This is a genomic window from Nakamurella deserti (assembly GCF_003260015.1).
Taxonomy (GTDB): Bacteria; Actinomycetota; Actinomycetes; order Mycobacteriales; family Nakamurellaceae; genus Nakamurella; species Nakamurella deserti.
On the sequence record NZ_QCXS01000002.1, the window covers coordinates 481,526 to 498,137 of the forward strand.

The following is a 16,612-nucleotide window of genomic DNA, read 5'->3' on the forward strand; positions in this document are numbered from 1 at the left end:
CAATCCGGCGGTGGGCACAATCCGGCGGTGGGCACAGCTCGGCGGTGGGTACCGCCCGGCGGTCAGAGCAGCCCGTCGATCAGAGCAGCTCGGCGGTCAGAGCAGCTCGGCGGGCGGCGCCGCGGGCACCGCCGGGCCGGCGGCCGCGGCCTCGGGCCGGCGCCAGAACAGCAGGGCGTCCACCGAGCTCGCGCCCTTGAAGGTGCTGACCTGCTCGTTGACGTCGGTCGAGACCAGTTCCCAGCCCGACATGCTCATCGCCTCCAGGTGACGGTCCATGGTGTCGCGGAACTGGTCGGAGTTGATCCCGATGCCCTGGACGGCGATGTGGGTCATCCTGTGCTGGTACATCCCGGCATGCTCGCACGCCGGGAGAGCTACGCGCATACTCGGATCAGCCCGACCGGGGAGGACCCATGACACTGCTGACCATGCGGCAGGAGTACGAGCAGATCCGCGGCAGCTGGCGCAACCGCCCGCCCGCGGAGCACCGCCTCGATCTGGACCGGCTGCGCGCCCTCCGCGCCGCCGCCGTCGACTCGCCCGACGAGGGCACCGAGCAGCTCGCCGTCGAGATCGAGGATCTGATGGGCCAGATCTCGCACACCAGCCTGCCCCTGCAACGGGACCGGCAGACGGCCTACCACGAGCCCAGCGACGCGATGTGACGGTCGGTTCCGGAGCCGAGCCGATCGCCGACCCGACGGCGGGCACCGGCCGCTGGGACGGGGTGCTCGCCGACTACCTGCGGCACCTGCGGTTCGAGCGCGGCGTGGCGGCGGCGACCGTGCGGGCCTACCGGGCCGACACGGCCGACCTGCTGGACCACCTCGACCGGCTCGGACGTGACCTGGACCGGCTCGACCTCGCCGCCCTGCGGAGTTGGCTGGCGCGGTTGGCCACCACCGGCACCGCGCGCTCGTCATTGGCCCGCAAGGCCGCGGCAGCCCGGTCGTTCACCGGCTGGGCCCACCGCGCCGGACTGATCCGCAGCGACCCGGGGGCGCGGCTGGCCGCACCACGGGCGCACCGCGCGCTGCCCGGCGTGCTCCGCGCCGACCAGGCCACCGCTCTGCTGACCCCGCCGGCGGCGCCGGTGCGAGCCGGCTCCGCCGGCCCTCCGCCGCCTATCACCCGCAGGTCCCAGGCCACGCCGCCCGCCGCAACCGTCGCCCGGGACACCCGGCCACCGACCGGCGGCGCCCGGGACACCCCGTCTCCGACCGGCGGCGACCGGGACATCCCGCCCGCCACGGGCGTCCCACGGGACACCGCGCCCGGCGAAGGCCGCCGCGCCGAGGAGGCCCGCGTCGACGCCGCTGTGCTGCTGCGCGACCAGGCGGTGCTGGAAGTGCTGTACGCCGCCGGGCTCCGGGTCTCCGAGCTGGTCGGCCTCGATCTCGACGACGTCGACCCTCGCCGGCTGGTGCTGCGGGTGATCGGCAAGGGCGACAAGCAGCGCACCGTGCCCTACGGCCGGCCGGCCGATCACGCCCTCACCGCCTACCTCGACGCCGGCCGTCCGGTGCTGGCCACCGGACGGGAGCGGGCCGCGGTCTTTCTCGGCCGCCGCGGCGGCCGCCTCGACCAACGGGCCGTCCGCACCCTCGTCCACGCCCGGCTCGCCGACGTCGACGGCGCCCCCGACCTCGGCCCGCACGGGCTCCGGCACTCAGCGGCGACGCACCTGCTCGAAGGCGGCGCCGACCTGCGCACCGTGCAGGAGATCCTCGGGCACGCCAGCATCGGAACCACCCAGATCTACACCCACGTCTCCGCCGAGCGGCTGCGCTCCGTCTTCACCCAGGCGCACCCCCGCGCCTGAACCGCCCGTCCCTCCGCTCCCGTGTCCGGGACCACCGCACCCCGTGATCGACCCCGTCAGCCGTCCCAGGGCAGCAGTCGCACCCGCACCGGCGCGAGCAGCGCCATCGGGTCCAGGTACACCCCGTCCAGCCGCACCCCCCAGTGCACGCACACCGCCGGTGCGCACCGCGGATGTCCGGCGTCCACGGTCCCGACGACCGCACCCGCCGCCACCCGCGCACCCACCGCGACCGCCGCGGTCACCGGCTCCAACGACGAGCGCAGCCCGCCCCCGTGGTCGATCGACACCACCCCGCGGTCCACCAGCCGCCCGGCGAAGACCACCACCCCGGCCGCCGGTGCCGACACCACCGCCCCGGCGCCGGCGGCCAGATCCACCCCGCGATGCCCGGCCGCGTACGGGCCCGGGGGCGCCGCAAACGGCACCAGCACCGTGGGCGGTCGCACCGGCGGCTCCAGCACCGCGCCCGGCACCGGCCCGGCCGCCGCCGGGGCCGGACCCGGCGCACCGACCCCGACCGCGACTCCCGCCCCGCCCCGCACCCCCACCCCGCCCCGGGCATTTACCCCCACCACGGCCGGGGCCGCGACCCCCGGCCCGCCCGCCGCCGACACCCCCGGGACCGGCGCGAACGACCCCGCCAGCACCGCTGCCACCAGCACCGACGCCACGCCACGGAGCTCCATCGCCCCACCCTGACCGGACCCGCCGGCGGACGGGGCCGGCACCTGCCGTGATGTGGACAGCCGTGGCCCCGGCGCGGCCTGTGAATGCCGTAAGCTCGAACAGCGGTCCGTGCGTGCACGGGCTGACTTCGCGCGCCCTGTCGCGGCCAGCCGTACCGGTCCTCGGACCGGCCCCGGTAGTGGTCGCCGGAGCACCCCGGTCCCCGCCGGTACTTCACGACGGGGTGGGTGCGCCGAGGGCGCCAGGGCTTCCTCCGCCGGAGGGAGCGACAACTGAACGCGCGACCAGCACCCTGGCGCGCCTCCACGAAGGGACGACCATGGCAGTCGTCACGATGCGTCAGCTCCTTGACGCAGGTGTCCACTTCGGACACCAGACCCGCCGCTGGAACCCGAAGATGAAGCGTTTCATCTTCACCGAGCGCAACGGCATCTACATCATCGATCTCCAGCAGACGCTGACGTACATCGATAAGGCGTACGAATTCGTCAAGGAGACCGTGGCCCACGGCGGCACCGTGTTGTTCATCGGCACGAAGCGCCAGGCCCAGGAGGCCATCGCCGATCAGGCGACCCGCGTCTCGATGCCCTACGTCAACCAGCGCTGGCTGGGCGGCATGCTCACCAACTTCACCACCGTGCACAAGCGTCTGCAGCGCCTCAAGGACCTCGAGGCGATGGAGGAGGCCCAGGACTTCGCCGGTCGCACCAAGAAGGAGCTCCTTCTGATGAACCGCGAGAAGATCAAGCTGGCCAAGACCCTCGGCGGCGTCCGGGACATGGCCAAGGTGCCGTCCGTGGTGTGGATCGTGGACACCAAGAAGGAGCACATCGCCGTCGGTGAGGCCCGCAAGCTGGGCATCCCGGTCGTCGCCGTGCTCGACACCAACTGCGACCCGGACGAGGTCGACTTCCCGATCCCGGGCAACGACGACGCGATCCGCAGCGCCGCCGTCCTGACCCGGGTCGTAGCCGACGCCGTGGCCGAGGGTCTGCTGGCCCGCTCGGGTGGCGGCACCACCGCCGTCGAGGAGCCGCTGGCCGAGTGGGAGCGTGAGCTGCTCGCGACCACCGACAACGGCGCGTCGGTCATCGCCGCCGCCGAGGCCGCCGCGATCGACCCGGCCGCCCTGCCGACCGAGGCTCCCGTCGCGGAGTCCGAGGCCGCCGCGCAGGCCGCCAACCAGGCTGCGCGCGAAGAGGTCCCGGGCGACACCTCGTCCATCGTCTGATCCCCATCCCGCGGGCGGGTGGCCGGGCCTCGTGCCCGGCCACCCGCCCGCGGGTGCCGGACCACTGTTGTGAAGCACCACAGACAAGAGGGAAAGAAGCATCATGGCGAGCGCTGCTGAAGTGAAGAAGCTCCGGGATCTGACCGGAGCCGGGATGATGGATTGCAAGCGGGCTCTGGACGAGACCGACGGCGACTTCGACAAGGCCGTGGAGATCCTGCGCATCAAGGGCGCCAAGGACGTCGGCAAGCGCGCCGACCGCACCGCCTCGCAGGGTCTGGTCGCCGCCTCCAACGGTGCGCTCATCGAGCTCGCCTCCGAGACGGACTTCGTGGCCAAGAACGAGGAGTTCCAGGCGCTGGCCAACGACATCGTCGGGGCCGTGTCCGAGTCCGCGTCCGACGTCGCGTCCGTGCTGGCCGCCCCGCTGGGCAACGGCACCGTCGAGGACGCGATCACCGCGGCCTCGGCCAAGCTCGGCGAGAAGATCGAGCTGCGCCGCGTCGTGCGCTACGACGGCCCGACCACCACCTACCTGCACCGCCGGTCCGCGGACCTGCCGCCGGCCATCGGCGTGCTGATCCAGTACACCGGTTCCGGCGACGCCGCCGCCGACGTCGCGCGTGCCGCGGCGATGCAGGTCGCGTCGCTGCGGGCCCGCTACGTCACCCGCGACGAGGTCCCCGCCGATGTGCTCGAGACCGAGCGCCGTATCGCCGAGGCCACCGCGCGCGAGGAGGGCAAGCCGGAGGCGGCGCTGCCCAAGATCGTCGAGGGCCGGGTGAACGGGTTCTTCAAGGACTCCGTGCTGCTGGAGCAGTCCTCGGTGCTGGACTCCAAGAAGACCGTCGGCAAGCTCCTCGAAGAGGCCGGCGTGACCGTCACCGCGTTCTCGCGGTTCGAGGTCGGCGCGAGCTGAGCCCAGGCGGCTCCGCTCCACCCCGTACCTCCCAGCTCCACCTGCAGAAAGGCCGGTGCATCGGCAGATGACAGACAACCTCCCGGTGCGCCGGCCTTTCCAGCGTGTGTTGCTCAAACTCGGCGGTGAGATGTTCGGTGGCGGCGAGGTCGGGGTCGACCCCGGCGTCGTCTCCACCGTCGCCCGCCAGATCGCCGAGGTCGTCGCCACCGGCACCCAGGTGGCGGTCGTCATCGGCGGCGGCAATTTCTTCCGCGGCGCCGAACTGTCCGACATCGGCATGGACCGCGCCCGTGCGGATTACATGGGCATGCTCGGCACGGTGATGAACTGCCTGGCTCTGCAGGACTTCCTCGAGCGTGAGTTCGACATCGACACCCGCGTGCAGACCGCCATCACGATGGGCCAGGTCGCCGAGCCCTACATCCCGCGTCGCGCCCAGCGGCACCTGGAGAAGGGCCGCGTGGTCATCTTCGGCTCCGGTATGGGCATGCCGTACTTCTCCACCGACACCACGGCGGCCCAGCGCGCGCTGGAGATCCACGCCGAGGTCGTGCTGATGGCCAAGGCGGTCGACGGTGTCTACGACGCCGACCCGCGCAAGGTCCCCGACGCCACCATGTTCACCGAGATCACCCACCGGGAGGTCGTCGAGCGCGGCCTGCAGGTCGCCGACGCCACCGCGTTCACGCTGTGCATGGACAACAAGATGCCCATCATCGTGTTCAACTTGCTGGTCGAGGGCAACATCGCGCGCGCCGTCCTCGGCGAGCCGATCGGCACCCTCGTCACCACCCTCTGAACCAGCTCGCCGAGCCAGAAGTGAAGGTTTCCAGATGATCGACGAAGAGTTGTTCGACGCCGAGGAAAAGATGGAGAAGGCGGTCACCTCCGCCAAGGACGACCTGCAGACGCTGCGGACCGGCCGGGCCAACCCGAACATGTTCGCGCGCATCCAGATCGACTACTACGGCGCGCCGACCCCGTTGACCCAGATGGCCCAGATCACCGTGCCCGAGGCGCGGATGGCGGTCATCAAGCCCTACGACATGAGCCAGTTGTCGGCCATCGAGAAGGGCATCCGGGACTCCGATCTCGGGGTGAACCCCAGCAACGACGGCTCCATCCTGCGGGTGATCTTCCCGCAGCTCACCGAGGAGCGCCGCCGCGAGCTCGGTAAGACCGCACGCGCCAAGGGCGAGGACGCCAAGGTCGCGATCCGCAACATCCGTCGGCGCACCAAGGACACCATCGACAAGCTGGTCAAGGACAAAGAGAGTGAAGTGTCCGAGGACGACGGCAGGTCCGCGGAGAAGGAGCTGCAGACCCTGACCGACCGGTACGTCAACACCGTCGACGAGCTGGTCAAGCACAAGGAAGCCGAGCTGCTCGAGGTCTGACGACCGACCGGCCGACTCTGATGACCACTCCTGCCGCCGCTCCCGCGGGTCGTCCCGCGTCCCGGGCCGGCCGTGACCTGCCCGCCGCGATCGGTGTCGCGCTGGTGCTCGGCGTCGTCGTGGTCGGCTCGCTGCTGGTGTTCCGCCCGCTGTTCGTCGCCGTGGTGGCCGCCGCCGCCGCGGCCTCGGTGTGGGAGCTCCGCGGCACCCTGGCTGCCGCCCGCGGCATCGTGCTGAGCTGGATCCCCATCATGGTGGGCGGGGTCGCCACCATCGCGCTGGCCTGGCCGTACGGGCTGCGGGCGCAGGTGGTGGGCATCGCCCTCACCGTGCTGGCCTGCATGGTCTGGCGGCTCGCCGCCGGCGCCGACGGGTACCTCCGCGACGTCTCCGCGTCCGTCTTCGTGACGTTGTACGTGATGTTCTTCGCCTCGTTCGCGACCCTGCTGGTGTCCCCCGACGACGGGGCCGACCGGGTCCTGACCTTCATCATCGTGGTCGTCGCCTCCGACACCGGGGGGTACGCCGCCGGGGTGGTGTTCGGCCGACACCCGATGGCGCCGCGGATCTCACCGAAGAAGAGCTGGGAGGGCTTCGCGGGTTCGGTCACCGGTGCCGCCGTCGCCGGAGCACTCACCGGCAGTCTGATGCTGGACCACCCGTGGTGGCGCGGCGCGCTGCTCGGCCTCGTCGTGTGCGTCACCGCCACGCTGGGCGACCTCATCGAGTCGATGGTCAAGCGCGACATCGGGGTCAAGGACATGGGATCGCTGTTGCCCGGTCACGGTGGGGTCATGGACCGGATGGACTCGCTGCTACCGTCGGCCGTCGTCACCTGGATCCTGCTGTCCCTCTGACCGGGGCGACTGTCGAAAGGCACCGCATGAGCACGCGTATCAGCGCCAACACCATGCTCCCGGCCCGCCGGGAGCCGTTCACCCTGCGCACCGCCGACGGGTTGGACCTCGTCGCGGAACTCGCCCTGCCGCTGGACCGGGACCCGGTGGCCACCCTGGTGACGCTGCACCCGCTGCCCACCCACGCCGGGATGATGGACTCCCACATCTACCGCAAGGCGGCGTTCCGGTTGCCCGCGCTGGCCGACATCGCCGTGCTGCGCTTCAACACCCGGGGCACCGTCAGTGCCGCCGGCCGCAGTGACGGCGCCTTCGACGGCGGCGACGGCGAGCGACACGACGTGCAGGCCGCCGTGGACGCGGCCGTCGGCCGGGGACTGCCCGACCGCTGGCTGGTCGGCTGGTCGTTCGGGACGGAGCTCGCGCTGCGCTACGGCGCCACGGCCGACGTCACCGGGGCCGTGCTGCTGTCGCCGCCGCTGCACCGCGCCCAGGACAGCGATCTCGACGCCTGGGCCGCATCGGGGAAACCGCTGGTGGCGCTGGTGCCCGAGCTCGACGACTACCTGCGCCCGGCCGAGGCGCGGGACCGGTTCGCCCGGGTCCCGCAGTGCACGGTCCGCGACTTCCCGAAGGTCAAACACCTGTGGGTCGGGCAGGCCGAGGCCGCGTTGGACGCCGTCGTGGGCACCGTCCGTCCCGGCTTCGGGCCGCTGCCGCGCGAGTGGGACGGGCCGTCGGAGAACGTGCCGGCCCAGATCGTGTCCGCGGGCTGACGTCGCCGACCGCCGGGAGGAGGTGAGATGCCGTCCACGACTCCGGTGCTGCTGCTCCCGCCGTTCCCCTTCGACAGCCGGGTGTTCGCCCCGCTCCGTGCCGCCCTCGGGCGGCAGCGGCCGGTGCTCACGCCCGACCCCGTCCTCGACGGCGCACCCACGCTGGACACGGTGGCCGACCGGGCGGTCGCCGAACTCGACGCCCACGGTGTGGACCGGGCCGTCGTCGGCGGGGTCTCGATGGGCGGCTACGTGGCCCTGAACCTGGTGCGGCGCCACCCCGACCGGCTCGCCGGGGTCGTCCTGATGGACACCAGAGCGACCGCCGACACCGCCGACGCACGGGCGCAGCGGTGGGCGGTGGCCGACCGCGCCGACCGCGGCGAACGGCCCGAGCGGCGGGCGACTGTCGCCGGCATGGTCAGCCCGCTCACCCGCAGCTACCGCCCCACCGTGGTCCGGTTCCTCGAGGACGTCGTCGCCGACCAGTCCGCCGCCTCGGTCGCCTGGCGCCAGCGCGCGATGGCCGCCCGTCCGGACAGCACCGCCGCGCTGGCCGCCGTCGCCGTGCCGGTGCTGGTCATCGTGGGTTCCGACGACGCGCTGACGCCCCCCACCCTGGCGGCGCAGATGGCAGCGTGTGCGCGACAATCGACGCTGCGTGAGATTCCGGGCACCGGCCACCTGGCCGTCGCCGAGGATCCGGCGGCCGTCGCGACCGCGATGGCGGCCTGGTGGGAGGGGTGGGCGTGAGCGAGCAGCAGCTGAAGTACCCGGGGGTGGACGCGGACCCGACGATCGCCGGCACCGCGCTGGCGACCCGCGGCCTGCACAAGCAGTTCGGGGACGTGGTCGCCGTCGACCGGCTGACCCTGGACGTGCCCGCCGGGTCGTTCTTCGGACTCGTCGGTCCGAACGGCGCCGGGAAGACGACGACCCTGTCGATGGTCACCGGACTGCTGCGGCCCGACGCGGGCTCGGCCTACATCGCCGGTCACGACATCTGGCAGGACCCGGTCGGGGCGAAGGCCCGGATGGGGGTGCTGCCGGACGGGCTGCGGCTGTTCGAGCGGCTGTCCGGCATCGAGCTGCTGACCTATCTCGGACGTTTCCGGGGGATGCCGTTGGACGAGGTGCGCTCCCGCGCCACCGAGCTGCTGCGCGTGCTGGACCTCACCGACGCCGGCGACAAGCTCGTCGCCGACTACTCGACCGGCATGCGCAAGAAGGTGACGCTGGCCGCGGCGCTGCTGCACTCGCCGCAGGTGCTGCTGCTCGACGAGCCGCTGGAGGCGGTCGATCCGGTGTCGGCGCGGGTGATCCGGACCGTGCTGACCCGCTACACCGCCGGTGGCGGCACCGTGATCTTCTCCAGTCACGTGATGGCGCTGGTGGAGGAGCTGTGCTCGCACGTCGCCGTGATGGCCCACGGCCGGCTCGCCGCCGTCGGTACCCTCGCCGAGGTCCGCGGTGCGGCGGCGTCCCTGGACGACGCGTTCATGCACCTGGTGGGGGCCGACGACCGTGGGGCGGGGGGGCTGGAGTGGTTGCGCTCTTCGTCAGCCTGAAGTGGCGGCTGCTGACCAGCCGACTGCGGGCGGCGACCCCGGGCCGGCGGGTCGTCACCCTGGTCGCCCTGGCCGTGGCCCTGCTCGTCGCGGCGGTCGCGGCGTTCGGGCTCTCGCTGCTGCGGGAACTGCCGGCCTACGCGGTGACGACCGCGGCGGTGCTGCTGGCCAGCCAGCTGGTCGCCTGGATGCTGACGCCGTTGATCGCGTTCGGGGTCGACGAGACGCTGGATCCGCAACGGTTCGCGCTGCTGCCCCTGCGCCGCGGCGACCTGCTCCGGGGACTGGCGGTCAGCTCGCTGGTCGGCTGGTTGCCGGCGGTCAACACCATCCTGCTGGTCGGGGTGGCCGTGATGGTCAGCCCCAGCTGGGGGGTGCTGCCGGTCGCGCTGGCCTGCATGGCCCTGCAGCTGCTGCTGCTGGTGACGCTGTCCCGGGCGGCGTCCACCGCACTGGCGGGCCTGATGTCCACCCGCCGGGGCCGTGACCTGGGCATGATCGTCGGGTTCGGCGTCTTCGTGGTGTACTTCGCCGCCAGCCTGGCCCTCGGGCAGGTGTCGTCGGGCGCCGGTTTCGGCGACGGGGTGTCGGCCGCGGGCCGGGTGCTGGGCTGGACGCCGCCCGGCGCGCTGGCCCGGATCCCGACCCTGGTCCACGACGGTGACCTCGGCCTCGCCGCGGTCCTGCTGCTGATCGCGCTCGCCGGCATCGCCCTCGCCGCGCTGTGGTGGGGGCGGTCGTTGCGGCGGTCGATGGAGTCCGGCACCTCGCTGACCGAATCGTCCTCGTCGGCGTCGGGGGAGCACGACTTCGGCCCGGCCGCCGGTGGCACCGCCCGCGTCGTCGCCGGCCGCGACCGGCTGCTGACCTGGCGGGACCCGATGCGCCGACTGCCGTGGCTGATGGTCCTGGTGTTCATCGTGCTGTGGCCGTTCCTGGTGGTGCGCGGGCACGGCTCGCTGTTCGCGGTGGCGTTCGGGGCGCTGATGTCGGGCACCCAGGTCGGCAACCAGTTCGGGGTGGACGGCTCCGGCATGTGGCTGCACCTGGTGGCCATCGGCGACCGCAACCGCGCGCGGGCCGAGATGGTCGGTCACCTGCTGGTCGCGCTGGTGCCCGGCTCGGTCATCGTGGTCGTCGGGGTGTTCGTCCAGGCGCTCCTCCGCGACGACCTGGCCTGGGTGCCGGCGGCCCTGGGACTGTGCCTGGCGTCGTTGGTGGCCTCGGCGGGACTCGCGTCGTACATGTCGGCGGTGAAGCCCTACGCGATGCCGCAGCAGCGCACGTCGATGTTCGCCTCGGCCGCTCCCCAGCACAAGTCGCGCTCACTGGCGGTGGCCGCGACCGTGCTGTTCGGCGGACTGGGCGTGGCGCTGCCGGGCGTGGTCTTCGCGGTGCTGACCGTGACGGTCGCCCTGTGGTGGGGGTGGGTCGGCCTGGTCGCGGCCCCGGCGATCGCCGCGGCCGTCACCTGGCGCCTCGTCCAGGTCGCCGCCACCCGCTACTTCGAGCAGGGCCCCGAGATCTTCGCCGAGGTCAGGACCGGCGACCGGAGCTGACCGGAGATCCGACGCGCTCGTCGTCGGCCCCGTCGTCGCTCCCGTCGGCCGCGGCGTCCCCGGCGGGCTCGTCGATGGGATCGACGGCCGCGGTGTCCGCGATGTCCGCGGTGTCCGACGTCGGGTCGACCTCGGCCCGCGGGTCACCGGCGCTGAAGTCGACCGTGCCGACCTCCGGGTCGAAGTCCGCGCCGCCGGGCTTGGACGCCTCGTCTGCGTGGGCCTGCAGCAGGTCGTCGGCCCGGGCCGTGGCTTCGTCGATCTGCGCGAGGAACGGGCGCAGGCCGGCGAGCTGGCCGAGGACGTGGGTGCGCAGGCCGATGAGCTGGTCGACGGCCTCGTCGGCCTCCACGACCCGGCGGTGCGACTCCTGCGCGGCCAGGGACACCCGGCGCTGGGCCTCGGCGTCGGCGGCCTCGACGATGCGCCGGGCCTCGGCGGTCGCGTTGGCGACCAGCTCCTCGGCCTGCTGGCGAGACTCGTTCTCCTGCTCGGCGACGTACTGGTGGGCCTGCGCCCGGCGCGCGGTGATCGCGATGGTGAAGTCCTCCTCGACCTCCTTGCGCCGCGCCTCGGACTCCGCGTCCAGCCGCTGCCGCTCGGCGGTGGCGGCCGCGTCGAGCTGCTGGGCGTGCTCGACGGTGCGCTCGAGGTAGTCCGTCGCCTGCGAGATGAGCCGCTGGGACTCCGCCTGGGCGGCGCCGACCATGCTGGCGGCCTGATTGCTGGCCTCGGTGCGGACCCGCTCGCTCTCGTGCAGGGCCTCGTTGGTGATGTCCTCGACCTGCTGGGCGAGCTGCCCGCGGGCCTTCTCCCGCTCCGCCTCGAAGGCCCGCCGGGCCTCGGCCAGCTCGGCGACGCGGGCGTCGATCTCGGCCTTGCGATCGGCGGCGTCGGTGTTGGCCCGGGCGCGGATCTCCGACGCCTCCTCCTCGGCCAGCCGGATCATCCGCTGCATCCGCTCCGAGAGCCCCGCCATCGTCGGGGTGCTCATCGCAGTCCGGTCGAGCTGGAGGCGCAGGTCGTCGGCGTCGGACTGCGCGGCCTGCAACTGGGCGGTCAGCTCCGACAGCCGGTGCGTCGCCGAGTCGCGGTCGGCGGTGAGGATGCGCAGGTCGTACTCGAGCCGGTCCATGTACTCGTTGACCTGCTCCGGGCTGTAACCGCGGCGGACAGTCTCGAACGCGACCTGTTGCGGAAGCCATTCACGGGAAGTCATGGGTCCATGTTCCCACGCACCGACACCACGTCCCGGGCGGCGTGCCGCGGCGTCCGGGTGTGTCCTGGCCCGCCCGGGAATGGCCCTCTAGGGTGACGCCATGGTCAACGCCATCGAGGTGCGCGACGTACGGAAGAGCTACGGGGCGCTGACCGCTGTCGACGGGGTGTCGTTCGAGGTGGGGGTGGGGGAGTTCTTCGGCATCCTCGGTCCGAACGGCGCCGGCAAGACCACCCTGCTGGAGCTGGTCGAGGGCCTGCGGCAACCCGACGCGGGCACCGTGAGCGTGCTCGGCCTGCCGCCGTGGCCACGCAACCCCGGGTTGCTGCCGCGGATGGGGGTCCAGCTGCAGGCGTCGGCGTTCTTCGAGATGCTCACGGCCCGGGAGCAGCTGCAGACCTTCGCCGACCTGTTCGCGGTCGACCACCGGCGCGTCGACGAGATGCTGGAGCTGGTGGGTCTGACCGACAGCGCCCGGGTGCGGTCGGAGAAGCTGTCCGGCGGTCAGGCGCAGCGGCTGTCCATCGCCTGCGCCCTGATCTCCGATCCGGAGATCGTCTTCCTCGACGAGCCCACCGCGGCGCTGGACCCGCAGGCCCGGCGCAACCTGTGGACGGTGCTGACCTCGATCGCCGAGAGCGGCCGCACCGTGGTGCTGACCACCCACCACATGGACGAGGCGGAGATCCTGTGCGACCGGGTGGCGGTGATGGACGGTGGGCGCATCCTGCAGCTCGACTCGCCGGCGGCGCTGATCCGGGCGCTGGACGCACCGGTCCGGATCGCCGTCGAGCGGGCGGCGCTGTCGGCGGAACGGGCGGCCGCCATCCCCGGAGCCGACCGGGTGGAGGCGGAGAGCGCGTCGACGGTGATCACCACGCGACGGCCGGCCGAGGTGCTGTCGGCGCTGGCCGCGGCGGACGCGTTGGCCGGGCTGCAGGTCCGGGGCGCCACCCTCGAGGACGTCTTCCTCGACCTGACCGGACGGGAGTACCGGGTGTGACCGGGTTCCGCGCGCTGGGCCTGGCCATGCTCAAGGGCTTCTACCGGGACCGGATGACGATCTTCTTCACCGTCTTCTTCCCGCTGTTCTTCATCCTGATCTTCGGTGTGGTCTTCGCCGGCGGGGACACCCAGTCGCGGCAGAAAGTGGTCCCGGTCGGGGACGTCGCATTCGTGCAGGACCTGCCGGCGCCCGCGCGGGCGTCGTTCGACGAGGTCTTCGACCTGCAGCCCGCAGCGCCGTTGGACGTCGCCCTCGACGCGGTCCGCACCGGCGACGCCGCCGCCGCGCTGGAGCAGCAGGGCGATGCGCTGGTGGTGCACATCTCCCGGGCCGACCAGGTCGCGGCGGCCACCGTGCAGGGCGTGCTGTCGTCGTTCGTGGACACCACCAACCTCGCCGTCGCCCAGGTGACGCCCACCTACAGCTTGCAGGTGACGGCGGTCGAGGACGAGTCGCTGAAGGGCATCCAGTACGTGGCCCCCGGCATGATCAGCTACGGCATCACCGTCGGGGCCACCTTCGGGGCGGCGCTGACCCTGATCACCTGGCGCAACAGCAAGCTGCTGCGCCGGCTGCGGCTCGCCCCCGTCGCGACCGGCTCGGTCGTCGGGGCGCGGGTGGTGGTGTCGCTGGCGGTCGCGGTGTTCCAGCTGGTGCTGATGATCGGGGTGTCGAGCCTGCTCGGGCTGCGGCTCTCGGGGGCCTGGTACATGGCCGTGCCGCTGACCATCGCCGGCACCCTGGCGTTCCTGGCCATCGGGCTGCTGGTCGGGTCCATCGCCAGGACGTCCGAGGGTGGCTCGGGCCTGGCCAACCTCATCACCCTGCCCATGGGGTTCCTGTCGGGTGCGTTCATCCCGTTGGCGGCCGCACCGGGCTGGCTGATCGCCATCAGCAAGGTGATGCCGATGGGCTACCTGGTGTCCGGGCTGACCGACGTGCTCGTGCGTGGCGAGGGCCCGTCGGCCGCGCTGCTGCCGATCGCCATCCTGCTCGCCTTCGCCGCCGTGCTGACCATGATCGCCACCCGGCTGTTCCGCTGGGACGCGGCCTGACGGCGACGCCGCGCGCGGCCTAGAAGTCCCCGGCCGCCTTGCGCAGCTTGGTGAGCAGCACCGAGAGCTGACTGAGCTCGCCCGGCTCGAGACCGACGAACCCGAAATCGGTCTTGAGCACGCTCTGGGTGGCCTCGGTCAGCCGCTTGCGGCCGGTGGCGGTCAGGGTCACCAGGGTGGTGCGGCGATCGGTCGGGTGCGGCAGGCGTTGGGCCAGTCCGTCGGCCTCGAGCCGGTCGACGATGTTGGTGATCGAGGTGGGGTGCAGCTGCAGCCGCTCACCCATCAACCGCATGGGCAGTGAATCGCGGCTGGAGAAGGACAGCAGGACCAGCGCCTCGTAGCGGGCGAAGGTCAGACCGTGCTGACGCAACGACTCGTCCACCGCGGCCTGCAGGATCTGCTGCACCCGCATGATGTTGCTGACGGCCTCCATGGACTCCGACGGCCCGATGCGCTCCCGCCACGTCTCGGCGGCTTTGGCGATCAGGTCGAAGGTCACCGGAGTCTCTGTCACGGTGCAGACGCTAGCAGGATGGACAATCACTGGTATGACCCGAAGCAACCCGCGTTCCGACCCCGCCGCGCTCTCCGCGGCCTTCTCCCGTGCGGTCGACCTGTCCGCCCTGAAGCGTCCCGCCGGCCCGGCCGGGCCCGCCGCCGGCGCCCCCCGGCCCGCCTGGGTGGCCGACGTCACCGAGGCCAACTTCCCGGCCGAGGTCGTCGAGAAGTCCGCCCAGAACCTGGTTCTCGTCGACCTGGGGTCGCCGCGCTCACCGGTGTCGGCCGACGTCAGTGCGATGATGGAGCGCGTCGTCGCCCCGTACGGCGGCGCGGTCGCGTTGGCCCGGGTGGACGTGGACGCACAGCCCCGGATCGCCCAGGCGTTCGGCGTGCAGACGATCCCGACGGTCATCGCCGTCGCCGCCGGACAGCCGGTGGACGCCTTCACCGGTGAGCAGCCCGAGGCGCAGGTCAGCACCTGGGTGCAGAGCCTGGTCGAGGCGGTCGCCGACCGCCTTCCCGGGATGGCGGCTGCGGGCGCGGTCGACGGGGCGGCCGCCGAGGCGCCCGTCGACCCGCTGCTCGAGCAGGCCGAGGACGCCCTGGAGGCCGGCGACCTGGCCTCGGCCATCACCGCCTACGAGGCGCTCGTCGCGCAGAACCCCGCCGACACCGAGGCGGCCGCGGCGCTGGCGCAGCTGCGCTTCCAGGAGCGGGCGGCGGCACTGCCCGCCGACGCCGTCGAGCAGGCCCAGGCCGCGCCCGACGATCTCGCCGCCCAGTTCGACGCGGCCGACCTGCTGTTCGCCACCGGTCGCACCGAGGAGTCCTTCGCCCTGCTGGTGGACGTCGTGAGCCGGTTCTACGGCGACGAGCGCACCGCGACCCGGGACCATCTGCTGGAGCTGTTCGCGCTGGTGGGCAACGACGACCCGCTGGTCATCGCCTCCCGCCGCAAGCTGGCCGCGGCCCTGTACTGAGCGGTGCCGAGTGCCTCGCTGTCAGCAGCGACCGGCGAACCCGTCGAGGTAGCCGACGACGACGTCCGGTGATGTGTCGGGCCGGGTGCGCAGAAAGGTCAGCGCCTCGTCGGGATCGGTGAGCCGACCGCCGACGGCGTCCGGCCCGGCCTCGCCGAAGACCTCCGCCATCCAGCGGCCGACGGTGCAGCCGCGGGCGGTGTCGTCGCCGGCCGCGGCGGTCAGCCGGGCCGCCGCCGCGAGTGCGGCGTCACCCAGCGGTGCGGCCAGCGCCCGGTCGGCGTCGGACACCGTGACCGGGGGGAGGTCCCGCGGTGCCCGCGACGCCGGCGGCGTCAGCCGCCCCAGCGTGACGTCGATGTCGCCGGGCCCGACGTCCCGGCACGCGGGTGGCCCGCCGCGCAGCCCGAGCAGGGCGCCCTGCGCCCGGTCCACGGACAGGCCGTGGGCGGTCGCATCGGCGGGTGTCACCGACGGCTGGTCGCCGAAGTCCAGCAGCGGCGCCAGCGCGGTGATCCGCTGGTCGGCCGGGATCAGCGCCGCCAGCGCGGCCCCGGCCAGGCAGTCGGCCTGCAGCTCGCGGAACAGCGGCTCGGCAGGCGCACCCAGCCGGGCCGCCACGGCGTGACCGAACTCGTGCGCCAGGCTCGCCGTCAGCCCGCCGGTGCCGTAGTGGTCGGTCAGCACGGGCACGAGAACGCCGGTGTCGTAGACGATCCCGTCGTCGGCGGGACAGTAGTAGGCGTTGCCGGTGATCTGGTCCGGGGTGGCGATGCAGAGTGCGCCGTCACCGTCGGCGCCGGAATCCAGCGGACGCAGACCGCCGCGCAGCTCCACCCACCCGGTGCCGAACGACACCGGGAAGGCCTGCCGCCAGAAGTCCTGGACGGCGTCCAGGGTGGTCGCCGCGGTGGCGGCCGGGTCCGATGCCGCCGCGTCCGTGACGACCGACGACCGCACCGGGCCCGGTGCGGTCGCGGTACAGCCGGTCAGTGCGACCAGGCCCACCGCGACCGCGACGAG

Annotated in this window: 19 protein-coding genes; 14 read left to right on the plus strand and 5 right to left on the minus strand. The window is 72.9% G+C overall.

Annotated elements, in window-relative coordinates; translation table 11 throughout:
- Nucleotides 1–96: 96 nt before the first annotated feature.
- Entirely contained in the window at nt 97–351 is a 255-nt protein-coding gene (locus DB033_RS02380) for a hypothetical protein (protein WP_157970460.1), read from the minus strand.
- Between the two features lie 65 nt (nt 352–416).
- Between DB033_RS02380 and DB033_RS21285 the strand changes: the two genes are divergently transcribed.
- Both DB033_RS21285 and DB033_RS02390 read left to right on the plus strand, forming a co-directional pair.
- On the plus strand, nt 417–668 hold the full coding sequence (locus DB033_RS21285; protein WP_111765292.1) for a hypothetical protein: 252 nt from the start codon (nt 417–419) through the stop codon (nt 666–668).
- On the plus strand, nt 665–1,825 hold the full coding sequence (locus DB033_RS02390; RefSeq protein ID WP_276309183.1) for a tyrosine-type recombinase/integrase: 1,161 nt from the start codon (nt 665–667) through the stop codon (nt 1,823–1,825). The genes DB033_RS21285 and DB033_RS02390 overlap by 4 nt, the downstream gene beginning before the upstream one ends.
- A gap of 56 nt (nt 1,826–1,881) precedes the next feature.
- Here the strand turns inward: DB033_RS02390 and DB033_RS02395 are convergent, their stop codons facing one another.
- Nucleotides 1,882–2,514, minus strand: coding sequence for a peptidoglycan DD-metalloendopeptidase family protein (locus DB033_RS02395; RefSeq protein ID WP_111765293.1), 633 nt, complete (start codon nt 2,512–2,514; stop codon nt 1,882–1,884).
- Between the two features lie 320 nt (nt 2,515–2,834).
- On the opposite strand from DB033_RS02395, the gene rpsB reads away from it, so the two are divergent.
- The 9 genes from rpsB (at nt 2,835) to DB033_RS02440 (ending at nt 10,825) form a co-directional block, all read left to right on the plus strand.
- Entirely contained in the window at nt 2,835–3,746 is a 912-nt protein-coding gene (gene rpsB / locus DB033_RS02400; RefSeq protein WP_111765294.1) for a 30S ribosomal protein S2, read from the plus strand.
- A 103-nt stretch (nt 3,747–3,849) separates the two neighbouring features.
- Nucleotides 3,850–4,665, plus strand: a complete 816-nt coding sequence (tsf, locus tag DB033_RS02405) for a translation elongation factor Ts (protein WP_111765295.1) — start codon at nt 3,850–3,852, stop codon at nt 4,663–4,665.
- Between the two features lie 67 nt (nt 4,666–4,732).
- A complete protein-coding gene (pyrH, locus tag DB033_RS02410; protein WP_111765296.1) occupies nt 4,733–5,467 on the plus strand; it encodes a UMP kinase in 735 nt (244 codons plus the stop codon).
- A gap of 34 nt (nt 5,468–5,501) precedes the next feature.
- Nucleotides 5,502–6,065 carry a ribosome recycling factor gene (gene frr / locus DB033_RS02415; RefSeq protein ID WP_111765297.1) on the plus strand — a complete coding sequence of 188 codons (564 nt, stop codon included), beginning with the start codon at nt 5,502–5,504 and terminating at the stop codon, nt 6,063–6,065.
- A 20-nt stretch (nt 6,066–6,085) separates the two neighbouring features.
- The gene (locus DB033_RS02420; RefSeq protein WP_111765298.1) at nt 6,086–6,922 is read left to right on the plus strand and encodes a phosphatidate cytidylyltransferase; all 837 of its coding nucleotides are present in this window, start codon (nt 6,086–6,088) and stop codon (nt 6,920–6,922) included.
- Between the two features lie 26 nt (nt 6,923–6,948).
- Nucleotides 6,949–7,698, plus strand: coding sequence for an alpha/beta hydrolase (locus DB033_RS02425; RefSeq protein WP_111765299.1), 750 nt, complete (start codon nt 6,949–6,951; stop codon nt 7,696–7,698).
- A gap of 27 nt (nt 7,699–7,725) precedes the next feature.
- Entirely contained in the window at nt 7,726–8,451 is a 726-nt protein-coding gene (locus DB033_RS02430) for an alpha/beta fold hydrolase (RefSeq protein ID WP_111765300.1), read from the plus strand.
- A gap of 26 nt (nt 8,452–8,477) precedes the next feature.
- Nucleotides 8,478–9,266: an ABC transporter ATP-binding protein gene (locus tag DB033_RS02435; protein ID WP_420814042.1), complete on the plus strand. Its 789-nt coding sequence runs from the start codon at nt 8,478–8,480 to the stop codon at nt 9,264–9,266.
- Complete coding sequence (locus DB033_RS02440) at nt 9,242–10,825, plus strand: hypothetical protein (RefSeq protein ID WP_111765301.1); 1,584 nt, start codon at nt 9,242–9,244, stop codon at nt 10,823–10,825. Before DB033_RS02435 ends, DB033_RS02440 begins: the two co-directional genes overlap by 25 nt.
- Here the strand turns inward: DB033_RS02440 and DB033_RS02445 are convergent.
- Nucleotides 10,803–12,044 (minus strand): DivIVA domain-containing protein, encoded by a 1,242-nt coding sequence (locus tag DB033_RS02445; protein ID WP_111765302.1) that lies wholly within the window; start codon nt 12,042–12,044, stop codon nt 10,803–10,805. The two genes, DB033_RS02440 and DB033_RS02445, sit on opposite strands and share 23 nt — an antisense overlap.
- Before the next feature lie 100 nt (nt 12,045–12,144).
- Here DB033_RS02445 and DB033_RS21585 point away from each other — a divergent pair, with 100 nt between their 5' ends.
- Nucleotides 12,145–13,047 (plus strand): ABC transporter ATP-binding protein, encoded by a 903-nt coding sequence (locus DB033_RS21585; protein ID WP_111765303.1) that lies wholly within the window; start codon nt 12,145–12,147, stop codon nt 13,045–13,047.
- Nucleotides 13,044–14,105 (plus strand): ABC transporter permease, encoded by a 1,062-nt coding sequence (locus tag DB033_RS02455; RefSeq protein WP_240615697.1) that lies wholly within the window; start codon nt 13,044–13,046, stop codon nt 14,103–14,105. The genes DB033_RS21585 and DB033_RS02455 overlap by 4 nt, the downstream gene beginning before the upstream one ends.
- Before the next feature lie 19 nt (nt 14,106–14,124).
- Here the strand turns inward: DB033_RS02455 and DB033_RS02460 are convergent, their stop codons facing one another.
- On the minus strand, nt 14,125–14,622 hold the full coding sequence (locus tag DB033_RS02460; RefSeq protein WP_240615698.1) for a MarR family winged helix-turn-helix transcriptional regulator: 498 nt from the start codon (nt 14,620–14,622) through the stop codon (nt 14,125–14,127).
- 34 nt (nt 14,623–14,656) lie between these two features.
- On the opposite strand from DB033_RS02460, the gene DB033_RS02465 reads away from it, so the two are divergent.
- A complete protein-coding gene (locus DB033_RS02465) occupies nt 14,657–15,589 on the plus strand; it encodes a tetratricopeptide repeat protein (protein ID WP_111765304.1) in 933 nt (310 codons plus the stop codon).
- Between the two features lie 21 nt (nt 15,590–15,610).
- On the opposite strand, the gene DB033_RS02470 is transcribed toward DB033_RS02465, so the two are convergent.
- Nucleotides 15,611–16,597: a hypothetical protein gene (locus DB033_RS02470; RefSeq protein ID WP_157970461.1), complete on the minus strand. Its 987-nt coding sequence runs from the start codon at nt 16,595–16,597 to the stop codon at nt 15,611–15,613.
- Between the last annotated feature and the right edge of the window lie 15 nt (nt 16,598–16,612).